We start from the raw sequence: 20,900 nt of genomic DNA on the forward strand, positions 1-20,900 counted from the left end.
TTTGCGTATACCGCCATCGGGTTTGTCGATCTCAACACGCCTTACTGCTGAGGGCTTATACTCACCTCGCTCTAATTGAGATTTACACTGTTGCCAGCCGCCTTGTTGCATCCAAAGCGGGAAAGCTTCGATGGTCATGCCATCGATGCCTGGTGCGCCTTTATTGGCTTTAACTTGCCGCCACGCTCGGTGTAAATTCTCAGGTTCGAGTAGTTGCTGGAATAGATCGCTGTTGAAGGCCGGTTGCAGGTCAATACGCTGCTGATAGTAATCGTCTGGCGACGTAGTGAGTATCGACAAGTTTGACAAGACTCCTCCTTCTTCTGAATGTTCAGGCCTTCACCATATCCCATCCATTACGATGGGCGTTGGGCTACTCGGCAACTGCTCCTGCGTTGCTCTACCTCCTGCATCCATGCAGTCGTATGCCGTCTGCTGAAATCTCCATGGAAGGAGTGAATGCCAATAAATGTCGGGAACATTTTAGGTCTTCTGCTTAATCACATGCCGAGTTACCCCGTCATGCGCTATCGGTTTCCATCTGATTCGCTCTTTTCAGTCGATGAAGTTGAAAAGCCAAGGCACTTATAAACCAAAGTCTTACTGGTTAGCTTGTACAAAAACTTCGCGATCGCGAGTTAAGCAGATCTCCCCACTCTTTATTGGTAGATAAGAGCATGAACTTTCTTTGCACTGCTGCATCATTTACGGTGGCCATTAGATCACGTGATTTCGTCGTCTTGTACCCTTGCTTCGCGGGGCAGACCCTGCCAACTCACCTTTAGCCTACGCCTCATATGATGTTCTTATTCATCAGCTCGCCTGTTGCCGATAAAAAAGTGCTAGCGGCTTCCTCCAGACCAATCCTCACGGATAAGCCCTTGCCATTCGCTAGTAGTTAACGTTTAATAACAGTATGTTATTCTCTTTTAGAAAGAGTAACGGTGATCTTCCTACAGAGGACTTTCACCTCATTAGTTCATGCCCATGCTGGGCGTACACAAGTCACTGCACTCGGAAATTTTACTCGCTTCGCTCCCCAAATTCCGGTGAGTGAGGCGTTAGAGGACCTTTTAAATGAAATGGATGTATTTACTTACTTTGGTTATTTCTTTGAATGCTCACGCAATTGTTATAAGGCATGACGTACCAGATCAAAAATATCAAGACGCCGCAAAAAGCGATAATTCAACTGTTACATTTTATGGGATTTATCAGGGTGAGGAAATCGTCGAAGGTACGGGTGCACTTATCGCTAGAGATTGGGTTGTTACAGCGGCGCACGTTGCTAAATACTTAAAGAAAGATGGAAAAGTACTGTTCAAAAACTCTCAACATAAAATTGAACAAGTAGTAAGCCATCCGTTGTGGGAGGATAAAAAATTCCCAAACGATATAGCTCTTGTCAAATTGACCAAGCCAATCGAGTCTGCAACGATTGCTAGTCTGTATACGTCTAGCAACGAAATTGGAAAAACAGCAACTTTTATTGGTCGTGGGGATCATGGCAATGGTCTCACTGGAGTAACTGGTGCAGACGGCAAAATCAGACTGGCAAAGAACCAAGTTGATAGTGCGGAAGATCAATGGATAAGGTTTATTTTCGAACAAGGAGATACAGCTCTGCCTTTGGAAGGAATAAGCGGCCCCGGAGACTCGGGAGGGCCTGCTTATGTGAATTTGGACGGGCAATTATACATTATTGGTGTTAGTTCATGGCAGAACGCGGAACCCACTGAGTGGAGAGAGGCCAGATATGGAGTTATCGAAAACTATTCAAGAATTTCACACTTTAAAGAGTGGATTAAAAAAACAGTGGCGGGCGGGGTCCTCTAACAAAACGCTTAACTCGCTCACTTCGTTCACTGGGACAGTAACGCAGCGGCGCTCCGCGATTATGCCGCTACGTCACTGCCCGTTAGCTTAGCGTTATATTTCTAGGAGAACATGTGCTCAATCGTGCAGCCTTAATATTAAAATATAAACAACCCGCAGTTGATTGGGTTAATAAAGCAGATCCATATAACTCCCCAGGGTTGACACTAGATTCAGCTAACGAAGATTTAAATGTTTATCTTATCTCAAACGAAGACTCTGATGATCCCGAGTCATTACAACGATGGATTAAGTTAAACTTAGATTTACTATTCATTGACGAATTAAGTGGGTGGTATACTGATGAATCTCTGTGGCCAAAAACTAGAAATATGAAACTTTTTAATAGTTGGTTCTCTGTGGAGTGTCATACAGTTCTCAATGACACAGTAGGTACACCGTTCGTTGACGACGAAATATAACAAGAATTTAAAGCGGGACTGCTAACAGTTTGCTCGGTTTCGCTTCGCTACACATTTTAGCAAACAAATTTTTAGCCCCTTAACGTGGGCGTTAATTCATCGAAATTTTAATCTGAAACTCACAGATAGAGTTAAATGTCTAACGCGTTTCTATCCAGAAATGAGTTAGCAATACTCTCCACACAAGTCCCATCCAATAAAAAGGCGACCATTTGGTCGCCTTTTTGCTGTTAACTCAATCTAGGTTAAGTGAAGCTTAACCTAACTTAACCCGTGCATTGCGGAACATACGCATCCATGGGCTGTCTTCGCCCCATTCATCTGGATGCCAAGAGTTGGCAACGGTTCTGAATACTCGTTCTGGATGCGGCATCATAATCGTCACTCGGCCATCAGTGGTAGTTAATGCGGTAATCGCATTTGGCGAACCATTGGGGTTTTGTGGGTATTGGGTTGCTATAGCGCCATTACCGTCAACGTAACGCAGTGCCACTGTGCCTGTCGCTTCAGCGGCGGCTAAGGCTTCAACTGACCTAAACTCAGCGCGGCCTTCACCGTGTGATACTGCGATTGGCATACGTGAACCTTGCATACCTTCAAAGAAGATTGATGGGCTCTTTTGTACTTCAACCAAACTCGCACGTGCTTCAAAACGCTCCGAACGGTTACGGACAAAGTGTGGCCAATGCTCACTTCCTGGAATGATTTCTTTCAGGTTAGATAACATCTGACAACCGTTACATACACCTAATGCTAGCGTGCCATCACGTTCAAAGAACTGTGAGAACTCACTGCGAGCACGGTCGTTAAATAAGATTGACTTAGCCCAACCTTCACCTGCGCCCAGTACATCACCGTAAGAGAATCCACCACAAGCCACTAGGCCTTGGAATTCTTCTAGGTTGATGCGACCCGATAAAATGTCAGACATATGCACGTCGCGGCTTTCGAAACCTGCGCGATCAAAGGCTGCTGCCATTTCAACGTGGGAGTTAACCCCTTGCTCACGGATAATCGCCATCTTAGGTGCGACACCTTTTAAGATAAATGGCGCGGCAACGTCTTCGCTTGGGTTAAAGCGTAAATCAACTGTAAGACCTGGGTCTTTGGCTTGCTGCTTAAGTTCAAACTCTTCTTTAGCACATTCAGGGTTGTCACGTAGTGACTGCATGCGATAAGTGGTTTCAGACCACATGGTGCGCAGTGCTACGCGGCTGTCACTAAATACTGGCGTCTGGCCATCAACGATAGTGATTTGATCATCTTGGGTTAGCTTGGCAATATATTGGCAAGACACGCCCACGGCAGCGAACTGAGCTTGAATGTTAGCTGAATCAGCTTTAGACACCTGAATAACCGCGCCTAACTCTTCATTAAACAAGCGCTCAAGGTCTGTGCCTTTAAGTGCTGCTAAATCAATATTAAGGCCGGTATTACCCGCAAATGCCATTTCCACTAGTGTCGTGAATAAACCGCCGTCACTGCGGTCATGATAAGCAATGACTTTTTGAGCAGCGACTAATGGCTGAATCACTTCAAAGAAGCTACGTAAGCTTGCTGCATCATCTAAGTCTGGCGCCACATCACCTAACTGGCTGTAAACTTGCGCTAAACAAGAACCGCCTAAACGGTTTTGACCATTAGCCAAATCAATCAGTAACAGTTCTGTATCGCCTTTATCAGTGCGAAGCTCTGGAGTCACAGTGTTGCGAATGTCTTTGACCACACCGAATGCAGTGATAACCAGTGACATTGGTGAAGTAACAGCTTTATCTTCACCGGCTTCGTTCCACGCAGTTTTCATCGACATTGAGTCTTTACCCACTGGGATAGTTAACTCAAGTTCAGGACAAAGCTCTTCACCCACTGCTTTTACTGCTTCATAAAGACCGGCATCTTCACCTGGGTGACCTGCTGCCGACATCCAGTTAGCTGATAATTTAATATGCTTGAATGAACCAATATCAGTACCCGCAATGTTTAAGATTGACTCGGCGACGGCCATACGAGCTGAAGCGCCAAAATCAAGTAATGCTAATGGAGTACGTTCACCAATAGACATGGCTTCACCGGCGTAGCTGTCATAACTTGCTGCAGTTACGGCACAATCAGCAACAGGAACCTGCCAAGGTCCAACCATTTGGTCACGGTTAACTAAACCTGTTACCGAGCGGTCACCAATGGTGATAAGGAAAGACTTATCGGCCACAGTTGGTAAATGCAAGATGCGCGATACCGCTTCTTTAAGGTCAATATTAGCGGTTTCGAGCGCTGAAAACTCAGCATTGGCAGTGACCACATCGCGGCTCATTTTAGGTGCTTTACCTAATAAAACCTCAAGGGGTAAATCAATTGGCTTGTTGTCAAAGTGGCTATCTTCAAGGGTGAGGTGCTGCTCTTCAGTTGCATCACCTACCACAGAAAACGGCGCACGTTCACGCTCACAAATTTTCTTGAAGGTTTCTAAATTCTCAGGTGCCACAGACAGAACATAACGTTCTTGAGATTCGTTACACCAGATCTCAAGTGGGCTCATGCCCGGCTCATCAGATGGTACGTTACGTAAATTAAACAATGCGCCTCTGTCGGCATCATTCACCAGCTCAGGGAAGGCATTTGATAAACCGCCCGCGCCCACATCGTGAATAAATTGAATTGGGTTATCGTCACCCATCTGCCAGCAACGGTCGATCACTTCCTGACAACGACGTTCCATTTCTGGGTTTTCACGTTGTACAGAAGCAAAATCTAAGTCTTCGCTTGATTGACCAGAGGCCATTGATGACGCAGCGCCGCCGCCTAAACCAATGTTCATTGCAGGGCCGCCAAGTACAATCAGCTTAGCGCCAACAGTAATTTCGCCTTTTTGAACATGATCTTCACGAATATTACCTAAACCACCAGCAAGCATGATTGGCTTGTGGTAACCGCGTACTTCAACACCGTTATGGCTGGCAACTTCTTGCTCGTAAGTACGGAAGTAACCCACAAGGGCTGGACGACCAAATTCGTTATTAAATGCTGCGCCGCCTAATGGGCCTTCAGTCATGATTTCAAGTGGCGTTACAATACGGCTAGGTTTGCCGTAGTCGCCTTCCCATGGCTGCACAAAGCCTGGGATTTTAAGGTTTGATACGCTAAAGCCTGTTAAACCTGCTTTAGGTTTTGAACCGCGACCGGTTGCGCCTTCATCACGGATCTCACCGCCTGATCCTGTGGCAGCGCCCGGATAGGGGCTAATTGCTGTTGGGTGATTGTGGGTTTCAACCTTCATCAACACGTGCATTGGCTCGGTGTGATAGTTATAAACGCCATCTTGATCAGGGAAGAATCGACCGGCAACAGAGCCTGTCATGACAGCGGCATTATCTTTATAAGCTGATAACACGTTGTCTGGGGTGACTTCGAAGGTGTTTTTAATCATTTTGAATAATGATTTAGGCTGAACTTCACCATCGATAGTCCAGTCTGCATTGAAAATCTTGTGACGACAATGCTCTGAGTTTGCTTGAGCAAACATCATTAGCTCGATGTCGTTAGGATTACGGTTTAAGCGCACAAAGTTATCAACTAAGTAGTCGATTTCATCTTCTGCTAGCGCTAAGCCTAATTGCACGTTTGCCACTTCAAGGGCGCGGCGACCTTCAGCTAAAATATTGATGCTTTTGAAGGGCAATGGCTCAGTGCGTTCAAACAATACTGATGCTGCGGCAAACTCAGGTAAAATCACTTCAACCATACGGTCGTGGATTAAGCCTTTCACTTGCTCTAACTGCTGCGCTGTTAATGATGCTCCTGCAACATAGTAGGCAATACCGCGTTCTAGGCGTTTTACTTTGCCTAAACCACAATTTTGGGCGATGTCAGTTGCTTTAGATGACCAAGGAGAAATCGTTCCAGGGCGAGGTGTTACAAATATCAATGATCCTTCTGGAGTATGAGATTCAATTGCAGGTCCGTAGGTTAGAATGGTTTCAAGTTGCTGATATTCTTTATCATCAAGCTTGTCACTTAAATCGGCTAAATGGACATACTCAGCATAGATTTGCTCAACAGGAAGCGCTGCTGTTTCACAGGCCTCCATAAGCTTTTGAACTCTAAAAGCTGAAAGTGCTGGGGCTCCGCGAATGATCTCAATCACGTCAATTCACCTTATTAATTATAATGGCAGGGTAAGAATTGGCGCTATTATAGGGAATCACACCCTATAAATCACCCACCAAGGCGCGTGAGAACAGTGTTTCCCGTTAACGAAAACAATCAATTTAAATAACACATAAAAGCGCTTAAAATTTAAGCGTTAATTCGCGATTAAAAGCCAATTGTCATTTGGTTTTCTTTAATCAATTCAAACGTATATTTTACTCAGCTTGAGCCGGTTTCTAGGTGAAATAGCAAACTACTGCTAAAATATCTAAAGCGCTGACATTTTTTAAAACGGTATTATATTTTCAGGCTCAACATTGAATAGTGCACAGTGCCTAATACCAATAGCTTACAGATGGATATGACCAAACTTTTAACGATTATTTCATTCAGCTTTTTACTGGTGGCCTGTGAGCCACCTAGGTTTGAAGTCACTGAATTTGTTGAAACCTCCCCCAAACGTACCGTCTTAAAGGTAGGGACGCTTTACGGCTCGCAAACCTACCTCAACTCAGATCTTGGCGAGAGTGGTTTTGATTATGAAATGGCGGCAAAGTTTGCAGCGTATCTTGATGTGCCATTAGAAATGGTGCCTTACACCCACAGGCAGCAGTTATTCGCCGCTCTGCGAAATGATGAAATCGATATTGTTGCCGCCGCAATTACCACTACCCAAAACCGTCGTGAACAATTTTTACTGGGGCCAGCTTTATATGAGGTCAATCAAGTATTGATTTATAAAACCGGCACTCAAAAGCCAAGAAATCTTGATAATCTGAGCGGTGATATTTATGTCATCTCTGAGTCTGCGGCGGTGGATACATTAACCAGCTTGCAGCAATCACACCCAAACCTTAAATGGCAGCAAGTGTATGACAAAGACAACGAAGAATTGTTTTCTTTGGTGGCGAAAGGCGAGTTGCTTTATACGGTGGCAGACTCTAAAAGTCTACGAATAAATCAACGCTATTTACCTGAGTTACGGGGCAGTATCGTCCTAGATGATAAAACTGACGTTGTATGGTTATTGCGCCCCAATGGCAGCGACCGCTTAATGGGCTCGTTATTGTCGTTTTGGCATCAGCAAAAACGGAATGGCACCCTTGAGCATTTAAATGAAAAGTATTTTGGCCATGTTAAGCGCTTTGACTATGTTGATACTCGCGCGTTTATTCGCGCTATTGATAATGTGCTACCTGAATACCAAGCCTTATTTGAAAAACATGCTGGCGATCTCGACTGGCGTAAAGTGGCCGCCGCCGGTTATCAAGAGTCCCATTGGAACCCTAAAGCGCGCTCACCCACTGGCGTTCGCGGCATGATGATGCTCACCCAGCCAACGGCAAGCTCTGTGGGGGTGGATAACCGCCTCGATGCAGAACAAAGCATTCGCGGTGGCGCAATTTATTTGCAAAAAATGATCGATCGTTTACCAGCATCAATCCCTGGCAGTCAGCGTATTTGGTTTGCCCTTGCCTCCTATAATGTGGGTTTAGGTCATGTGGAGGATGCCCGCAAAATAGCCCAAGGGATGGGTAAAGATCCCAGTGCATGGCGAGATGTCAAAGAGGTCTTGCCACTGCTGCAACAACGCAAATATTATCAACATACTCGTTATGGTTATGCTCGTGGTAATGAAGCGGTTCACTATGTGGAAAACATCCGCCGATATTACGACACCTTAGTGTGGGTCGATAGTCAAAATAAACAGCTTGAACTTATGCAGCAACAAGCAGAAAATGACACCACAGGCCAAGCTAAGACTTCAGCCAATGATGATAAAAATCCAGAAGATATTGTAAAATCAGCGGCGCAATAAAAACGTCACTTACTGGCTTTACACTGTCTAGGGTAACTTTTTAACCATCACCTTTATGCTAGTGAATGCAAGTAAGGGATACGAATTAGCAAATGGGGATTGTGAGCTAACCCAGTTTTAGATTTACAGCGAACCGGGCAGCGATGGTTTGTTTTCGAAAGTGATTTATGCTCGCTTTAACTAATATAAAACCTCACCAATGTAGTAAGGCTTAACATGAGAAGAAACACTAATAACAGCGCTCGTCGCCGTAATGCTATCAAGCTTAAACAACGTAAAATGCTTAACCGCCAGAAATTATTTTTCGCCTTTTTGCAGCAACAAGTCTGATTGCTGTTTCAGTAACTTTTTAAGTGCTTTTTTTTCTTCTCTGCGACGTTTAAAAAAAGCACTTAATTGCCCTGCACACTCGCTCGCTAATACCCCAGACGTCACCTCTAGCTGATGATTAAAATCAGCATGTTGAACTAAATTAACCACACTGCCAGCGGCGCCGGTTTTTAAATCATCTGCGCCAAATACCACTCGTTTTATTCGGCTATGCACCATAGCGCCAGCGCACATGGAACAAGGCTCTAGGGTGACATACAAGCTAGTGTCTAACATGCGGTAGTTTTCAAGCACCTGCCCTGCGGCGCGAATACATTCAATTTCAGCATGGGCTGTGGGGTTATGCTCGCAAATACTTAAATTAAAGCCACTAGCAAGCAACTCATCATCTTTAACCAAGACTGCGCCCACGGGCACCTCTCCTTTGGCTTCTGCTAACCTGGCTTGCGCCATTGCTACTCGCATCCACTTTTCATCAATAGCTGTTTGTTCAGCGGTCAGCTCGGTTTCAACTAATTGACCGAGTTGATTGATCTGCTTATTAACCAGTTTATTCACTGGCTCAGAGCTAGGCTCAGTTTCAGGCTTGGTTTCAAGATCGGCATCAATGATAGGATCTGCAATGTCAGTAGATGTTGGCATGGGGGCTCGATAATTCATAACGCTTTAGTTGTAAAAAATAGCTGTAAAACAGTTAGATTGAATTAGATAGTTTAAAACAAAAAAGACGCCGAAGCGCCTTTTTGTTTATTCAGCAATATCTAAATGGGTTATTCCCATTCAATGGTTGCCGGTGGCTTACCTGAAATATCGTAAACCACACGTGAAATACCATCGATTTCATTAATAATGCGGTTAGATACACGACCTAAGAAGTCATAAGGTAAATGTGCCCAGTGGGCTGTCATAAAGTCGATAGTTTCAACTGCGCGCAGCGATACTACCCAATCATATTTACGACCATCGCCCATAACGCCGACAGAACGAACAGGTAGGAATACGGTAAATGCTTGGCTGACTTTGTTGTAAAGGTCAGCTTTGTGCAGCTCTTCAATGAAGATAGCATCCGCTAAACGCAGTAAGTCACAGTACTCTTTTTTCACCTCACCTAAAACGCGCACACCCAGACCCGGTCCTGGGAACGGATGACGGTAAAGCATGTCGTATGGCAGACCAAGCTCTAAACCAATTTTACGCACTTCATCTTTAAATAACTCACGTAATGGCTCAACTAGTCCCATTTCCATATCATCTGGCAAACCGCCAACGTTATGGTGCGACTTAATCACATGGGCTTTGCCTGTGGCGCTGCCTGCAGATTCAATTACATCAGGGTAAATCGTGCCTTGTGCTAACCATTTTGCATTAACGCATTTCTTTGACTCTTCATCGAAAATCTCAACGAAAACGCGGCCAATGATTTTACGTTTAGCTTCTGGCTCTGCTTCGCCAGCCATTTGCTCTAAGAAACGGTGCTCAGCATTAACGTGAACAATATTCAGTCCGAAGTGATCGCCAAACATTTCCATGACTTGGTTGGCTTCGTTTAAACGTAGCAGACCGTTATCAACAAATACACAGGTCAGTTTGTCGCCTATTGCGCGGTGCAATAGCATGGCCACAACCGATGAATCTACACCACCTGACAAACCTAAAATTACTTCATCGTTACCGATTTGTTTTTTCAGTTTTTCAATAGCATCTTCAATAATTGATGATGGTTTCCAGTTAGCAGGACAGCCACAGATCTCTAGCGCGAAGTGCTCAAGCATGCGCTTACCTTGACGAGTGTGGGTCACTTCTGGGTGAAATTGCACCCCGTAGAAATGCTTATCTTCATTGGCCATTGCAGCGTATGGGCAAGTGTCAGTTTTAGCGACAGTAACAAAACCTTCTGGGATTTCAGATACTTTATCGCCGTGGCTCATCCATACATCCAGTAATGGCTTGCCTGTTTCACTGATGGCATCTTCAATGCTTTTGAATAAGGCTGATTCCGTTTGCAGTTCAACCTGCGCGTAACCGAACTCGCCTTCGCCAACGCCTTGGATCACTTTGCCGCCAAGCTGCTCAGACATGGTTTGCATGCCGTAACAAATACCTAAAACAGGTACGCCAGCATTGAACACATATTCTGGTGCTCGTGGTGAGTTAGCAGCGGTAACGCTTTCAGGGCCACCAGCTAAAATGATGCCGTTAGGAGCAAAACCTTTAATTTGCTCTTCAGATACATCCCAAGCCCAAAGCTCACAATAAACACCGATTTCACGAATACGGCGGGCGATTAACTGCGTGTATTGCGATCCAAAATCTAGGATCAGGATTTTATGCTCATGAATGTTGCTCATGGGTTACCTTATATCTGGTTTGATCTAGTAGGTTTGCTTCAATCTCAAATGCATAATTTCAAATGCATAATTTCAAATACATAATGAAATTGAAAAAAGGCGCTCAAATAAATGAGCGCCTTATTAATTATTAAGTGCCGCTACGATAGTTCGGCGCTTCTTTACTGATGGTGACATCGTGCACATGAGACTCGCCCATGCCTGCTGAAGTAATTTTAACGAACTCAGCTTTTTCATTTAATTCTTTAATGGTGGCACAACCGGTAAGACCCATACATGAACGTAAGCCGCCCATGTGCTGGTGAATAATCTCTTTTAATTTACCTTTGTAAGCAACGCGGCCTTCAATACCTTCTGGTACTAATTTGTCAGCAGCATTGTCACTTTGAAAATAGCGATCTGATGAACCTTGAGTTTGAGTCATCGCACCTAAAGAGCCCATACCGCGGTATGACTTATAAGCACGACCATTGTATAGCTCAGTTTCGCCCGGCGCTTCATCAGTACCAGCAAACATTGAACCTGCCATGATGCAAGATGCACCCGCTGCCAATGCTTTAGCTAAATCACCTGAAAAACGAATACCGCCATCGGCAATAACCGGAATATCAAGATGCTTAACTGCCGCTGCTGCGTCAGATACTGCAGTAATTTGCGGCACGCCAACACCGGTTACGATACGCGTAGTACAGATTGACCCTGGGCCAATACCCACTTTAACCGCATCAACGCCAGCTTCAACTAGGGCTAATGCGCCTTCAGCTGTTGCAACGTTACCGCCAACAATTTGTAAGTCAGGGAATGATGCGCGAGTATCACGAATACGTTGCAATACGCCTTCTGAGTGACCATGAGATGAGTCAATCAATAATACGTCAACACCGGCTTTAACCAATGCAGCAATACGCTCTTCGTTACCTGCACCAGCGCCAACGGCTGCACCTACACGTAAACGACCTAACTCGTCTTTACATGCATTTGGTTTACGTTCAGCTTTTTGGAAATCTTTAACTGTGATAAGGCCTTTAAGCTTGAAGTTAACGTCAACCACTAGCACTTTCTCAACGCGGTGAGAATGCATTAATGTTTGTACTTCATCTAATTTAGTGCCTTCTTGAACCGTCACAAGACGATCTTTTGGGGTCATAACTTGTTCAACAGTCATGGTCCAGTCAGTGACAAAGCGCACATCACGGCCAGTGATAATACCCACAAGTTCACTTGCGTCATTAACCACTGGGTAACCAGCAAAACCATTGCGCTCAGTTAATTGCTTAACGTCAGCTAAGGTTGTTGATGGATTAACTGTAACAGGTTGCTGAACAATACCCGCTTCGTAAATTTTAACTTTACGAACTTCTTCAGCTTGCTGCTCAATGGTCATATTTTTATGAATAAAACCTAAACCACCTTCTTGTGCCATCGCGATCGCTAAGCGAGCTTCAGTTACGGTATCCATAGCTGCAGAAACAATTGGGGTGTTTAATTCTATTTTTCTAGTCAGACGTGTTTTTAGAACAGCGGTATTTGGGAGGACGGTTGAGTGAGCAGGCACCAGTAGTACATCATCAAATGTTAGTGCGTCATTTCTTAATCTTAACATGCAACATCTCCCAGAAAGTGTAGGGTTTAGAAAGGGTAAATATTGCGGCGGGATTATACCTTGCATATTGGGGTTGGTAAATGGAAAATAGTCAAAAGTTCCGATTGGGTGGCCTAAATTGATGAAAAGCTCAAAAAATAATGTTTACTCCGTTTCGCGATTAAACGGTGAAGTCCGCCAGCTGCTTGAAGGAGAGCTTGGTAAGGTCTGGCTAGAGGCCGAAATCTCGAACTTTGTTTCCCCAAATTCAGGTCATTGGTATATGACTTTAAAGGACAGTCGCTCACAAATTCGTTGTGCGATGTTTAAAGGTCGTAATCAATCAGTCGCCTTTAGACCGGTTAATGGACAACAGGTTTTAGTTAAAGGCGCCATCAGTGTTTACGAGCCCCGCGGCGATTATCAATTACTATTAGAGTCGATGTTGCCTGCGGGTGATGGATTGCTAGCACAGCAATATGAGGCGCTTAAGCTAAAATTAGCCGCAGAAGGCTTATTTGCAACAGAAACTAAGCGACCTATTCCACAAAATATCCAACGAATAGGTGTGATTACCTCAGCTACTGGTGCAGCCATTCGCGATGTAGTGCATGTGTTATCGCGACGCGATCCGTCCATTGAAGTGGTGGTTTACCCCACTCAAGTACAAGGTGCTACTGCCAGTAAATTAATTATCGATGCCATCACTACCGCCAACAAACGTCTTGAGGTTGATGTGCTGCTACTCACCCGTGGTGGCGGTTCACTGGAAGATCTATGGTGCTTTAACGATGAAGACTTAGCCCACGCGATTTATAACAGTGCATTGCCCGTAGTGAGCGCTGTGGGCCATGAAATTGATACCACCATCAGTGACTATGTTGCTGATGTAAGAGCGCCGACGCCATCGGCAGGGGCTGAGTTGTTATCTGATGATAAAGGCAATAAAAGCCAAAAATTGACTGCGACTTTCGCGCGTTTAAGGCAAGCCTATCGTCATTACATATTGCATCAAAGCACCCAACTTGCTGAATTAAGCCACCAGCTGCAAAGACAAGATCCTAAAAGGCAACTACAACAGCTTGAACAACGTTTTGATGAAATGCAGTTAAAGCTTGAGTCGGCGTTGCAGCACAAACTGGCCCGCGCCCAAATGAGGCAACAACAATTAAAAAGCCGTTTGCAGCAGCAATCGCCAGTGCACAAACTCACCCTTGAGCAAAACAAAATGACTTATCTAAGTAATCGCTTAAATGAAGCGATGAAAAGCCGAGTTGATAACGCCAGTAAGCAACTCAGTTACAGCGCTCATAAGCTGGAAACCGTAAGCCCGTTAGCCACCTTAAGCCGTGGTTACAGTATTACTAAAGACAGTGATGGCAAGGTAGTTGAACAGGCGAACCAAGTAAGCTCAGGTGACTTACTGGTTACTCAGCTACATCATGGTGAGATTGAGTCCCTAGTTAAATAAATAGTGAAGTAACAGTGAAGTAGAAATGAATAACCACCGCGACGCTGTTAATTAATAAGAGTCACGGTGGTGAGTTAATAAGCTCATGACGTCATACTTTTTCGTCTCATTATTAGCAAACCTACAGCTAAGATTAACATGACACCTGAGGTACTACCGCCACTGACTATCACTTCAGTTTCAATGATTTCTTCTTCAATATAAACCGTATCTCTATCGCTACTTTCTAACGGCAAGGCATATAAGCTATCAGCCTCTTCACTACTGATGGTGGCAACAATATCCTCATAACCCACCTCATATAAATCAATCAGTACGTCATAGTAATCGGTTTTATACCCTTGGGCTAAGGTGGTTAGCACCTCATAACTGTCATCTTCAGCTTCGCCATAAATGGTAAAAATATCGGTGGAGTAATAATGCTGCCACGGGCCGCCATTTCGGCTTAAATACAATTCAGCATAAACATTAGCAGGCTCGCCGACACTAAAGCCGTAAACATCAGCATCAAAGGTCACGGTAAAAGTTTGATAAAAACCATCTTCATCAAAATCATCATATAAATGACTGTAGGCCTGATAAATCGTAAAATCCCTAAGCCCCGGCTGCACATACATCATAGAGGCAGTATTGGTTATGGCATTATTGGTTAAGGTATTTTTAGGCGCTACTTGTGATGTGGTTTGTTTAGATAACTGCGATAACTGCTTGATGCGCACTGAACGCTCAACGGCTAGCGCAGGCTCAAGCTGCTTGGCATTATTTACCAATGCGTTAATGCGCTGCGGGTCAACCTTCACTTGGATTGGCTTTTCTGAGGCAGTTAATTGTCGCCCTTCACTACTCACTAATACTTTTGCCTGCACTTGATTTGATAAAGCAGCCACATTTGACAAAGCAGCCGCTTCAGAGGCGACAGCAGTGTGTACAAAACCGCTCATCGATAAAAGCACTACTGCCGTCAGCGACCATTTTGAAATAGATAAAGTCATCATAATCAATCCTTGTTTTCAATGCGCTTGGTGAAACCTGCTTTCTATTTAAGTGCATTGAAAATGAATATAAGCTGAACACGTTCAGCTAGAATTCATCAAAGCCATTAGATAATGATTAAAACTACTGCTGTGAGATAGGCAGTTTTGATAGCGAAGCGCTATTTCTATATTGCAGCAGATCTTTTACACTGATGACTGATTTCAAAGATAAATATTCAATTGGACTTGGCAAATGAGCAAAGTAACAACGAAATTACGCATTCCCCTGACTATCTTAATATTGAGTTTTCTCAGTATCGGATTAGTTCAGGCTGCGCCAGTTTCAGGCAATTGGAGTCAACAAGGCATCCATCAGCGTGCCCATCAATCGCACAATCAGCATGCGCCCAATCAAAAAAAAACCAACCAGTCGAAAAAGTTAGCCGTTAATAGCTCACAGCAGGCAGCGCAACTGGCTAAAAGGCAATACTCGGCTAAAGTGCTGTCGGTGCAATCAACCTCAGTGAACGGCTCTCCTGGCTATCGGGTTAAACTACTGTCAAATAAAGGCATGGTGTTTTACGCCACCGTCAATGCACGTTCAGGTTCAGTTTCAAGAAACTAATCTTTAACCGCCATCGTTGCCAAAGCTTAATTTTTAGCAACTAAATTCAAGAGGCTAGGCATGAGAATATTATTAGTTGAAGATGATTTAGGCTTACAACACAATCTCACTGAGCACCTTCAAGGGGCAAATTACAGCGTTGATATTTCATCTGATGGCGAAGACGGATTGTTTCAAGCCTCTGAGTATCAATATGATGCAGCTATCATCGATGTGGGGTTACCTAAAATAGATGGCCTGAGCTTAATTACCCAGCTGCGTGAAAAACAAATCGATTATCCGATTTTGATTTTAACCGCTAGAGATGGCTGGCAAGACAAGGTGCTAGGGCTAGATTCTGGCGCAGATGATTACCTCACTAAACCATTTCAGCCTGAAGAGTTAGTCGCCCGTCTCAATGCATTAATCCGCCGCTCAGCTGGGCAAGCAAGTCCGGTGATCAGTAATGGCCCTTTTAGTCTTAATACCCGCACCTTAGCGTTAACGCATTTACAGCAGTCGGTTATTTTAAGTAGCTCCGAATTCAAACTGTTTGAATATTTTATGATGCATCAGGGTGAAGTGATTTCTAAACCCACCTTAATTGAACATATTTACGATCAGGATTTTGACTTGGACTCCAACGTCATTGAAGTGTTTATCCGCCGCTTACGTAAAAAGCTCGACCCTGATAACCAATATAAATTAATTGAAACTTTGCGTGGCCAAGGTTATCGCCTACGCCAGCTAAGTAAATAACCTTCTGATGAAAAAGCCATTAACTTTGCCTCGACTCGCACTCTTTAACTCCTTAAAAGTAAGGTTGATGCTCAGTGGCTTAGTGTTAATTGTGGTGTTACTGCCTCTCATTGGCGCGGCGGTTAATAATGCCTTTAAACATCAAATCGCCCAATCGATTAATAACCAGTTAAAAGCCTATGTGTATTCGGTGCTGGCAGTGGCAGAAGTCAAAGACAATAAGGTGGTGATGCCCAATTACTTATTGGAAAATCAATTTAATATTGTCGGCTCGGGTTTGTATGCACTTATCACTTCAAATTCTCCCTCTGGCGTTAATGAAGTATGGTCATCAGAATCATTTTTAGGCTTAACCCTGCCTCAATTGCCAATACCGGCCATGGGCGAAGGCAAGCTCACTCAAATCATCTTTGATGATGACATTAGTAATGAACCCAATAATCATGTGGTATATAACTTCACCGTTTCTTTTGAAACAGATAAAAAACCGCTACAAATAACGGTTCATATCATTAAAGATGACGCAGATTTTCAAAGGCAAATTAGTGAGTTTAGCAACACTCTATGGACATGGTTAGCAGTGTTAATGGTGGTACTAGCCTTGATACAGGCCATATGGTTGCTGTGGACATTAAAACCGTTAAACCGTTTTACTCAAGAGCTCACGTTAGTCGAGCAAGGTGAGCAAACTCGCATTGAGCAAAACTACCCTATAGAGCTCAACGCGGTGGCAAAACAGCTCAATGTGCTATTAAAAACCGAGCAACAGCAAAGGCAGCGTTATAAAAATGCCTTAGCCGATCTAGCCCATAGTTTAAAAACCCCCTTAGCTGTGCTGCAAAGCCAAAAAGACTTAAGTGCCGACTCCAAAGAGCAAGCCAGCAATATCAATAACATCATTAGCTATCAGCTCAATAAAGCCAAAACTAGCGGTAATAAGCCTTGGCATTTAGGGGTTAAAGTGGATGATGTCGCCAGCAAGTTAATCAGAACCTTAAGTAAAATATACCAACAGCAACACCTTGATATCGATTACCAAGCCCAAGCCAACATACTATTTAAAGGTGAAGAAGCTGACTTAAGTGAAATGCTTGGCAACCTGTTAGACAACGCCTGTAAAGCCGCTAAGGCCCAAGTTTGCCTTAGCGTAGTTCAAACCGATAACCAATTACACTTTATCATTGAAGATGACGGCAAAGGCCTAAGCCCTGAGCAGCAGCAAGGGATTTTTGAACGTGGCATCAGAGCCGATACCTACCAACAAGGTCACGGTATTGGCTTAGCCATAGTGCGTGATATTGTCGAAAGTTATCAGGGGCAATTAAGCGTCGGTGCATCTGACACTTATGGCGGCGCTAAATTCACCATCACATTTAATGACTAGCTTTTACCATTAGCCGCTTAATTCACTCAAAATAAATTCCCTGCTTTCATCTTGTGTTCATTTTCACTTCGTTATCCTATATCTAACATTCAAAAACTGCCTTTATCAAAAAGGAGTTGGAGACGATATGATATTAATGAATACGACTTTTAATCGCATCAGAACAAGCCTAGTTGCCATGTGCATTATGCTTTCTCCTGCGGTATTAGCGGCCACAGACAACGGCGCACAAACACTGGCGAGCGATCAAGCCTACAGTCAAGATACTGAACAGCAGCTGTCTGAAGCGCAGCTGGCACAAATGCTTGCTCCTATTGCCTTATATCCAGATAGTTTGTTAACCCATATTCTGATTGCGTCTACCTACCCTCTAGAGGTAGTACAAGCGCATCGCTGGCAGCAAGAAAATAGTCAGCTTGATAGCGAACAAAAAATGCAGCAAGCCGAGCAACAGGATTGGGACCCTAGCGTCATGGCATTAGTGGCCTTTCCCACTGTGCTTGAAAAGCTTAATGAAGATCTTGATTGGACTCAGGAGTTAGGTGAAGCATTTCTGCAAGATGAAAAAACGGTATTAGCCAGCATTCAAACATTGCGCCATCAAGCCGATGAAGCCAATAGTTTTGATGATATGGAAAACATGACCATCACCCGTGAAGAAAAGCAGATCATTATTGAGCCTGCCCGTACGGAAGTGGTTTATGTTCCCTATTACGACCCAAGAATTGTTTACGGTAGCTGGCGCTGGAATGCATACCCACCAGTATATTGGCGTTATCCATCTTATGTGCATTACCGCCCGAACCGCCCGATTTATTGGGGGCCAAGTGTTTACATTAACTTTAACTACTTCTTTGGCGCGGTGCATTGGTCAAGTAGACGCGTGGTGGTGATTAATCATCATAAGACTCGTTACTATCGTAAGCCCCATAAGATTGCCTATAGCCAAGGCTCACACCGCTGGAAGCACAAACCTGCTCATCGCCGCGGGGTTGCATATAAAGCGCCGAGAGTAAGCCATAAGTATGATCGTGCCCGTTACAATAAAAGCCACAAGGTGGCTCATTCTCAAAAACCTGGTCATAAAGGTAAGCCTGCACAGCTGCATAACTCTAAGCCAAGCCATATAGCAAAGCAGCAACGTGTTAATAAAGCATTAAAAAATAATCATAATGCTAAGCCGAGCTATAGCTCAAGACCCAGCACTAAGCCCAGTACTAGACCGAGCACTAGACCGAGCACTAAGCCAAGTAATACGAATAAAATGCATAATGGCCAGCAGGATAAAGCGCTGAGAACGGCAAATAAATCACAGCCAAACCGTTCAAATAAGGCTCATCAAAGCCAAAAAGCGACCAAGCAACCGAGCAGCAGACAAGCGACAAACAGGCAGGTTACTAATAGACAAGCGACCAGCAGACCGACTGTTAATAAACAGCAAAGTAGCAAGCACTATAACCAAACTGCGCGAGTGAATAACAACCGTAGCGCCCAAAACCACAGCATCAAGCCGCAGCAAAGAGCGAGTAATGCATCCCACAACAACCGTGGTGGTAGTCGCTCAAGCAGTCATCACTCGTCGTCTAAACAGCGAGTGAAATAAGTAACGAGTGAAATAAACTGCGCTTTGTCTGAGTCAGAAGTTAAGTCATAAGCTGGGCCAGAAGCTGAGTTAGAAGCTGGGTCTGAAATAAATAAAAAGCCTGAATCACATTCACTGTGACTCAGGCTTTTTTATCCCAAGATTAAATAAGTTAGTTTAATTGGGTAACACAATGTTGACCTTTAGCCCTTGAGGCTTAGCTTGATGAAAACTCATATCACCTTGATGCAACATAATGATGAGCTGACAAATGGATAACCCTAGCCCTGCACCTTGGGATACATTTTCATCAACCCGATAAAAACGGTTCTTGGCTAAATCAATTTCGCTTGCAGACATCCCTATTCCCTGATCAATGATATTAATGACGCATTGGTTAGCATCTTGCTCAGCGCGAATGCTAATAACCGATTCTTTAGGGCTGTATTTACAGGCATTTTCGATAATATTTTTTAATACTAATTCAAGATAAAAGCTATCAGCTTTAACGGTAAGTCCCTTAGGAATATCAAGCTGCCACTGATAATCGGCCACAATATGCACTAACTGATTAATCACATTATCAATTAGGCTTTGTAAGTTGCATTCAGCCTTATTAATCGCTTCAATGGCATCAACCCTTGAGAGTAATAACAGTTGCTCAACAGTATGACTCATACGCTTAATGCCCTGCCCCATGGCTTGAGTATAAGGCATTGCTTGTTGCTTTAAGCTTTCATCGGTTGATGAATTAATCACGCTTTCTAAACCATCACCATGAAGTTTAATGATGGCTAAGGGGGTCTTTAATTCATGGGCGGCATCAGCACTAAAGCGTCGTTCGCGGATCATCATATCGGCGATACGGGCTAAATAACTATTAAGCGACTGCTGAATTGTAATAAGTTCTGACGGTAAGCGGATATTAATTGGCGCTAGATCTTGAGCACTGCGATAAGCTAAGTGACGTTCAAGTAGTTTGATGGGTTTAAATAAGTAGTAAGTCACCAATAGCATGATAAGCAACATGATAGGCGCAATAATCAAAGGCGAGCGCCAGCTATTGGCGTTAATCTTATCCACCAACTCTTGGCGCACGTCATCACGCTGTGCAGTCACAATCCACACCTGTTGCGCCGTTGAAAACAAGCTGTACACATGCCAGGTGTGCTCACCGACTGCCTGATAGGCATAGCCGTGGTTAAAATCCGTTAGCGGTTTTACACCAGTATTATCTGAGTATGCAAGTAACTCACCTGCTGCGGTAAATAATTGAAATGACAGCTTTCGCTCGTAAGAGAGGGTTTCTACCGTAGACTGCTCGGCAAAGGTTTCTATTTCAGACTCTGACACATGAAAGCGAATAGGTTGCTCAATTAAGCTTGCTACTTTGGCGGCAGTAAGCCTTTTGACATAAAACAAATCCAGCACTTTGGCGGTTTGCACCATTTCTGCATCAAATAGCTCTTCTATCTCGTACATGGCATCGCGGCTACTCAGCACACTGGCAACCGATACGGTCAGTAAGATGCCGACTAACATCAATAAACTAAGGGAGAAACGTAACGAAAACATAATATCCTTTTATGATCTACTGACCATTA

14 protein-coding genes and 1 pseudogene are annotated in these 20,900 nt (G+C 44.0%); 8 read left to right on the plus strand and 7 right to left on the minus strand.

All coding sequences use genetic code 11. From position 1 onward, the window contains the following. Positions 1-309, minus strand: a pseudogene (locus tag Q4557_RS13785) (group II intron reverse transcriptase/maturase); the annotation flags it as partial. 768 nt (positions 310-1,077) lie between these two features. Here Q4557_RS13785 and Q4557_RS13790 point away from each other — a divergent pair. Next, entirely contained in the window at positions 1,078-1,836 is a 759-nt protein-coding gene (locus tag Q4557_RS13790; protein ID WP_303413412.1) for a trypsin-like serine protease, read from the plus strand. Positions 1,837-1,949: 113 nt separating this feature from the next. After that, on the plus strand, positions 1,950-2,297 hold the full coding sequence (locus Q4557_RS13795; RefSeq protein WP_303413415.1) for a hypothetical protein: 348 nt from the start codon (positions 1,950-1,952) through the stop codon (positions 2,295-2,297). Positions 2,298-2,553: 256 nt separating this feature from the next. Here the strand turns inward: Q4557_RS13795 and purL are convergent, their stop codons facing one another. Further along, positions 2,554-6,435, minus strand: a complete 3,882-nt coding sequence (gene purL / locus Q4557_RS13800) for a phosphoribosylformylglycinamidine synthase (RefSeq protein ID WP_303413481.1) — start codon at positions 6,433-6,435, stop codon at positions 2,554-2,556. A 369-nt stretch (positions 6,436-6,804) separates the two neighbouring features. Between purL and mltF the strand changes: the two genes are divergently transcribed. After that, positions 6,805-8,262 carry a membrane-bound lytic murein transglycosylase MltF gene (gene mltF / locus Q4557_RS13805; RefSeq protein ID WP_303413417.1) on the plus strand — a complete coding sequence of 486 codons (1,458 nt, stop codon included), beginning with the start codon at positions 6,805-6,807 and terminating at the stop codon, positions 8,260-8,262. A gap of 297 nt (positions 8,263-8,559) precedes the next feature. Here mltF and tadA read toward each other — a convergent pair whose 3' ends face one another. The 3 genes from tadA to guaB all read right to left on the minus strand — a co-directional run bounded on the left by tadA (position 8,560) and on the right by guaB (position 12,543). Further along, a complete protein-coding gene (gene tadA / locus Q4557_RS13810) occupies positions 8,560-9,234 on the minus strand; it encodes a tRNA adenosine(34) deaminase TadA (RefSeq protein WP_102440607.1) in 675 nt (224 codons plus the stop codon). Between the two features lie 128 nt (positions 9,235-9,362). Next, on the minus strand, positions 9,363-10,940 hold the full coding sequence (gene guaA, locus Q4557_RS13815) for a glutamine-hydrolyzing GMP synthase (protein WP_076542725.1): 1,578 nt from the start codon (positions 10,938-10,940) through the stop codon (positions 9,363-9,365). 130 nt (positions 10,941-11,070) lie between these two features. Continuing rightward, the gene (guaB, locus tag Q4557_RS13820) at positions 11,071-12,543 is read right to left on the minus strand and encodes an IMP dehydrogenase (RefSeq protein ID WP_303413421.1); all 1,473 of its coding nucleotides are present in this window, start codon (positions 12,541-12,543) and stop codon (positions 11,071-11,073) included. Between the two features lie 121 nt (positions 12,544-12,664). Here guaB and xseA point away from each other — a divergent pair, with 121 nt between their 5' ends. Next, positions 12,665-13,993 carry an exodeoxyribonuclease VII large subunit gene (gene xseA / locus Q4557_RS13825; RefSeq protein ID WP_102440579.1) on the plus strand — a complete coding sequence of 443 codons (1,329 nt, stop codon included), beginning with the start codon at positions 12,665-12,667 and terminating at the stop codon, positions 13,991-13,993. Positions 13,994-14,076: 83 nt separating this feature from the next. On the opposite strand, the gene Q4557_RS13830 is transcribed toward xseA, so the two are convergent. Next, positions 14,077-14,988 carry a choice-of-anchor H family protein gene (locus Q4557_RS13830; protein ID WP_303413424.1) on the minus strand — a complete coding sequence of 304 codons (912 nt, stop codon included), beginning with the start codon at positions 14,986-14,988 and terminating at the stop codon, positions 14,077-14,079. 232 nt (positions 14,989-15,220) lie between these two features. Here Q4557_RS13830 and Q4557_RS13835 point away from each other — a divergent pair, with 232 nt between their 5' ends. The 4 genes from Q4557_RS13835 to Q4557_RS13850 all read left to right on the plus strand — a co-directional run bounded on the left by Q4557_RS13835 (position 15,221) and on the right by Q4557_RS13850 (position 19,317). Next, positions 15,221-15,592, plus strand: coding sequence for a PepSY domain-containing protein (locus tag Q4557_RS13835; RefSeq protein WP_303413426.1), 372 nt, complete (start codon positions 15,221-15,223; stop codon positions 15,590-15,592). Between the two features lie 60 nt (positions 15,593-15,652). Further along, entirely contained in the window at positions 15,653-16,330 is a 678-nt protein-coding gene (locus Q4557_RS13840; protein WP_102477216.1) for a response regulator transcription factor, read from the plus strand. Positions 16,331-16,337: 7 nt separating this feature from the next. Continuing rightward, positions 16,338-17,714 carry an ATP-binding protein gene (locus Q4557_RS13845; RefSeq protein ID WP_102477215.1) on the plus strand — a complete coding sequence of 459 codons (1,377 nt, stop codon included), beginning with the start codon at positions 16,338-16,340 and terminating at the stop codon, positions 17,712-17,714. A 127-nt stretch (positions 17,715-17,841) separates the two neighbouring features. Then, complete coding sequence (locus Q4557_RS13850) at positions 17,842-19,317, plus strand: DUF3300 domain-containing protein (protein WP_303413430.1); 1,476 nt, start codon at positions 17,842-17,844, stop codon at positions 19,315-19,317. Positions 19,318-19,473: 156 nt separating this feature from the next. On the opposite strand, the gene Q4557_RS13855 is transcribed toward Q4557_RS13850, so the two are convergent. Continuing rightward, positions 19,474-20,871, minus strand: coding sequence for an ATP-binding protein (locus Q4557_RS13855; protein ID WP_303413432.1), 1,398 nt, complete (start codon positions 20,869-20,871; stop codon positions 19,474-19,476). Between the last annotated feature and the right edge of the window lie 29 nt (positions 20,872-20,900).

This window comes from Shewanella sp. 5_MG-2023 (assembly GCF_030547465.1).
Taxonomy (GTDB): domain Bacteria; phylum Pseudomonadota; class Gammaproteobacteria; order Enterobacterales; family Shewanellaceae; genus Shewanella.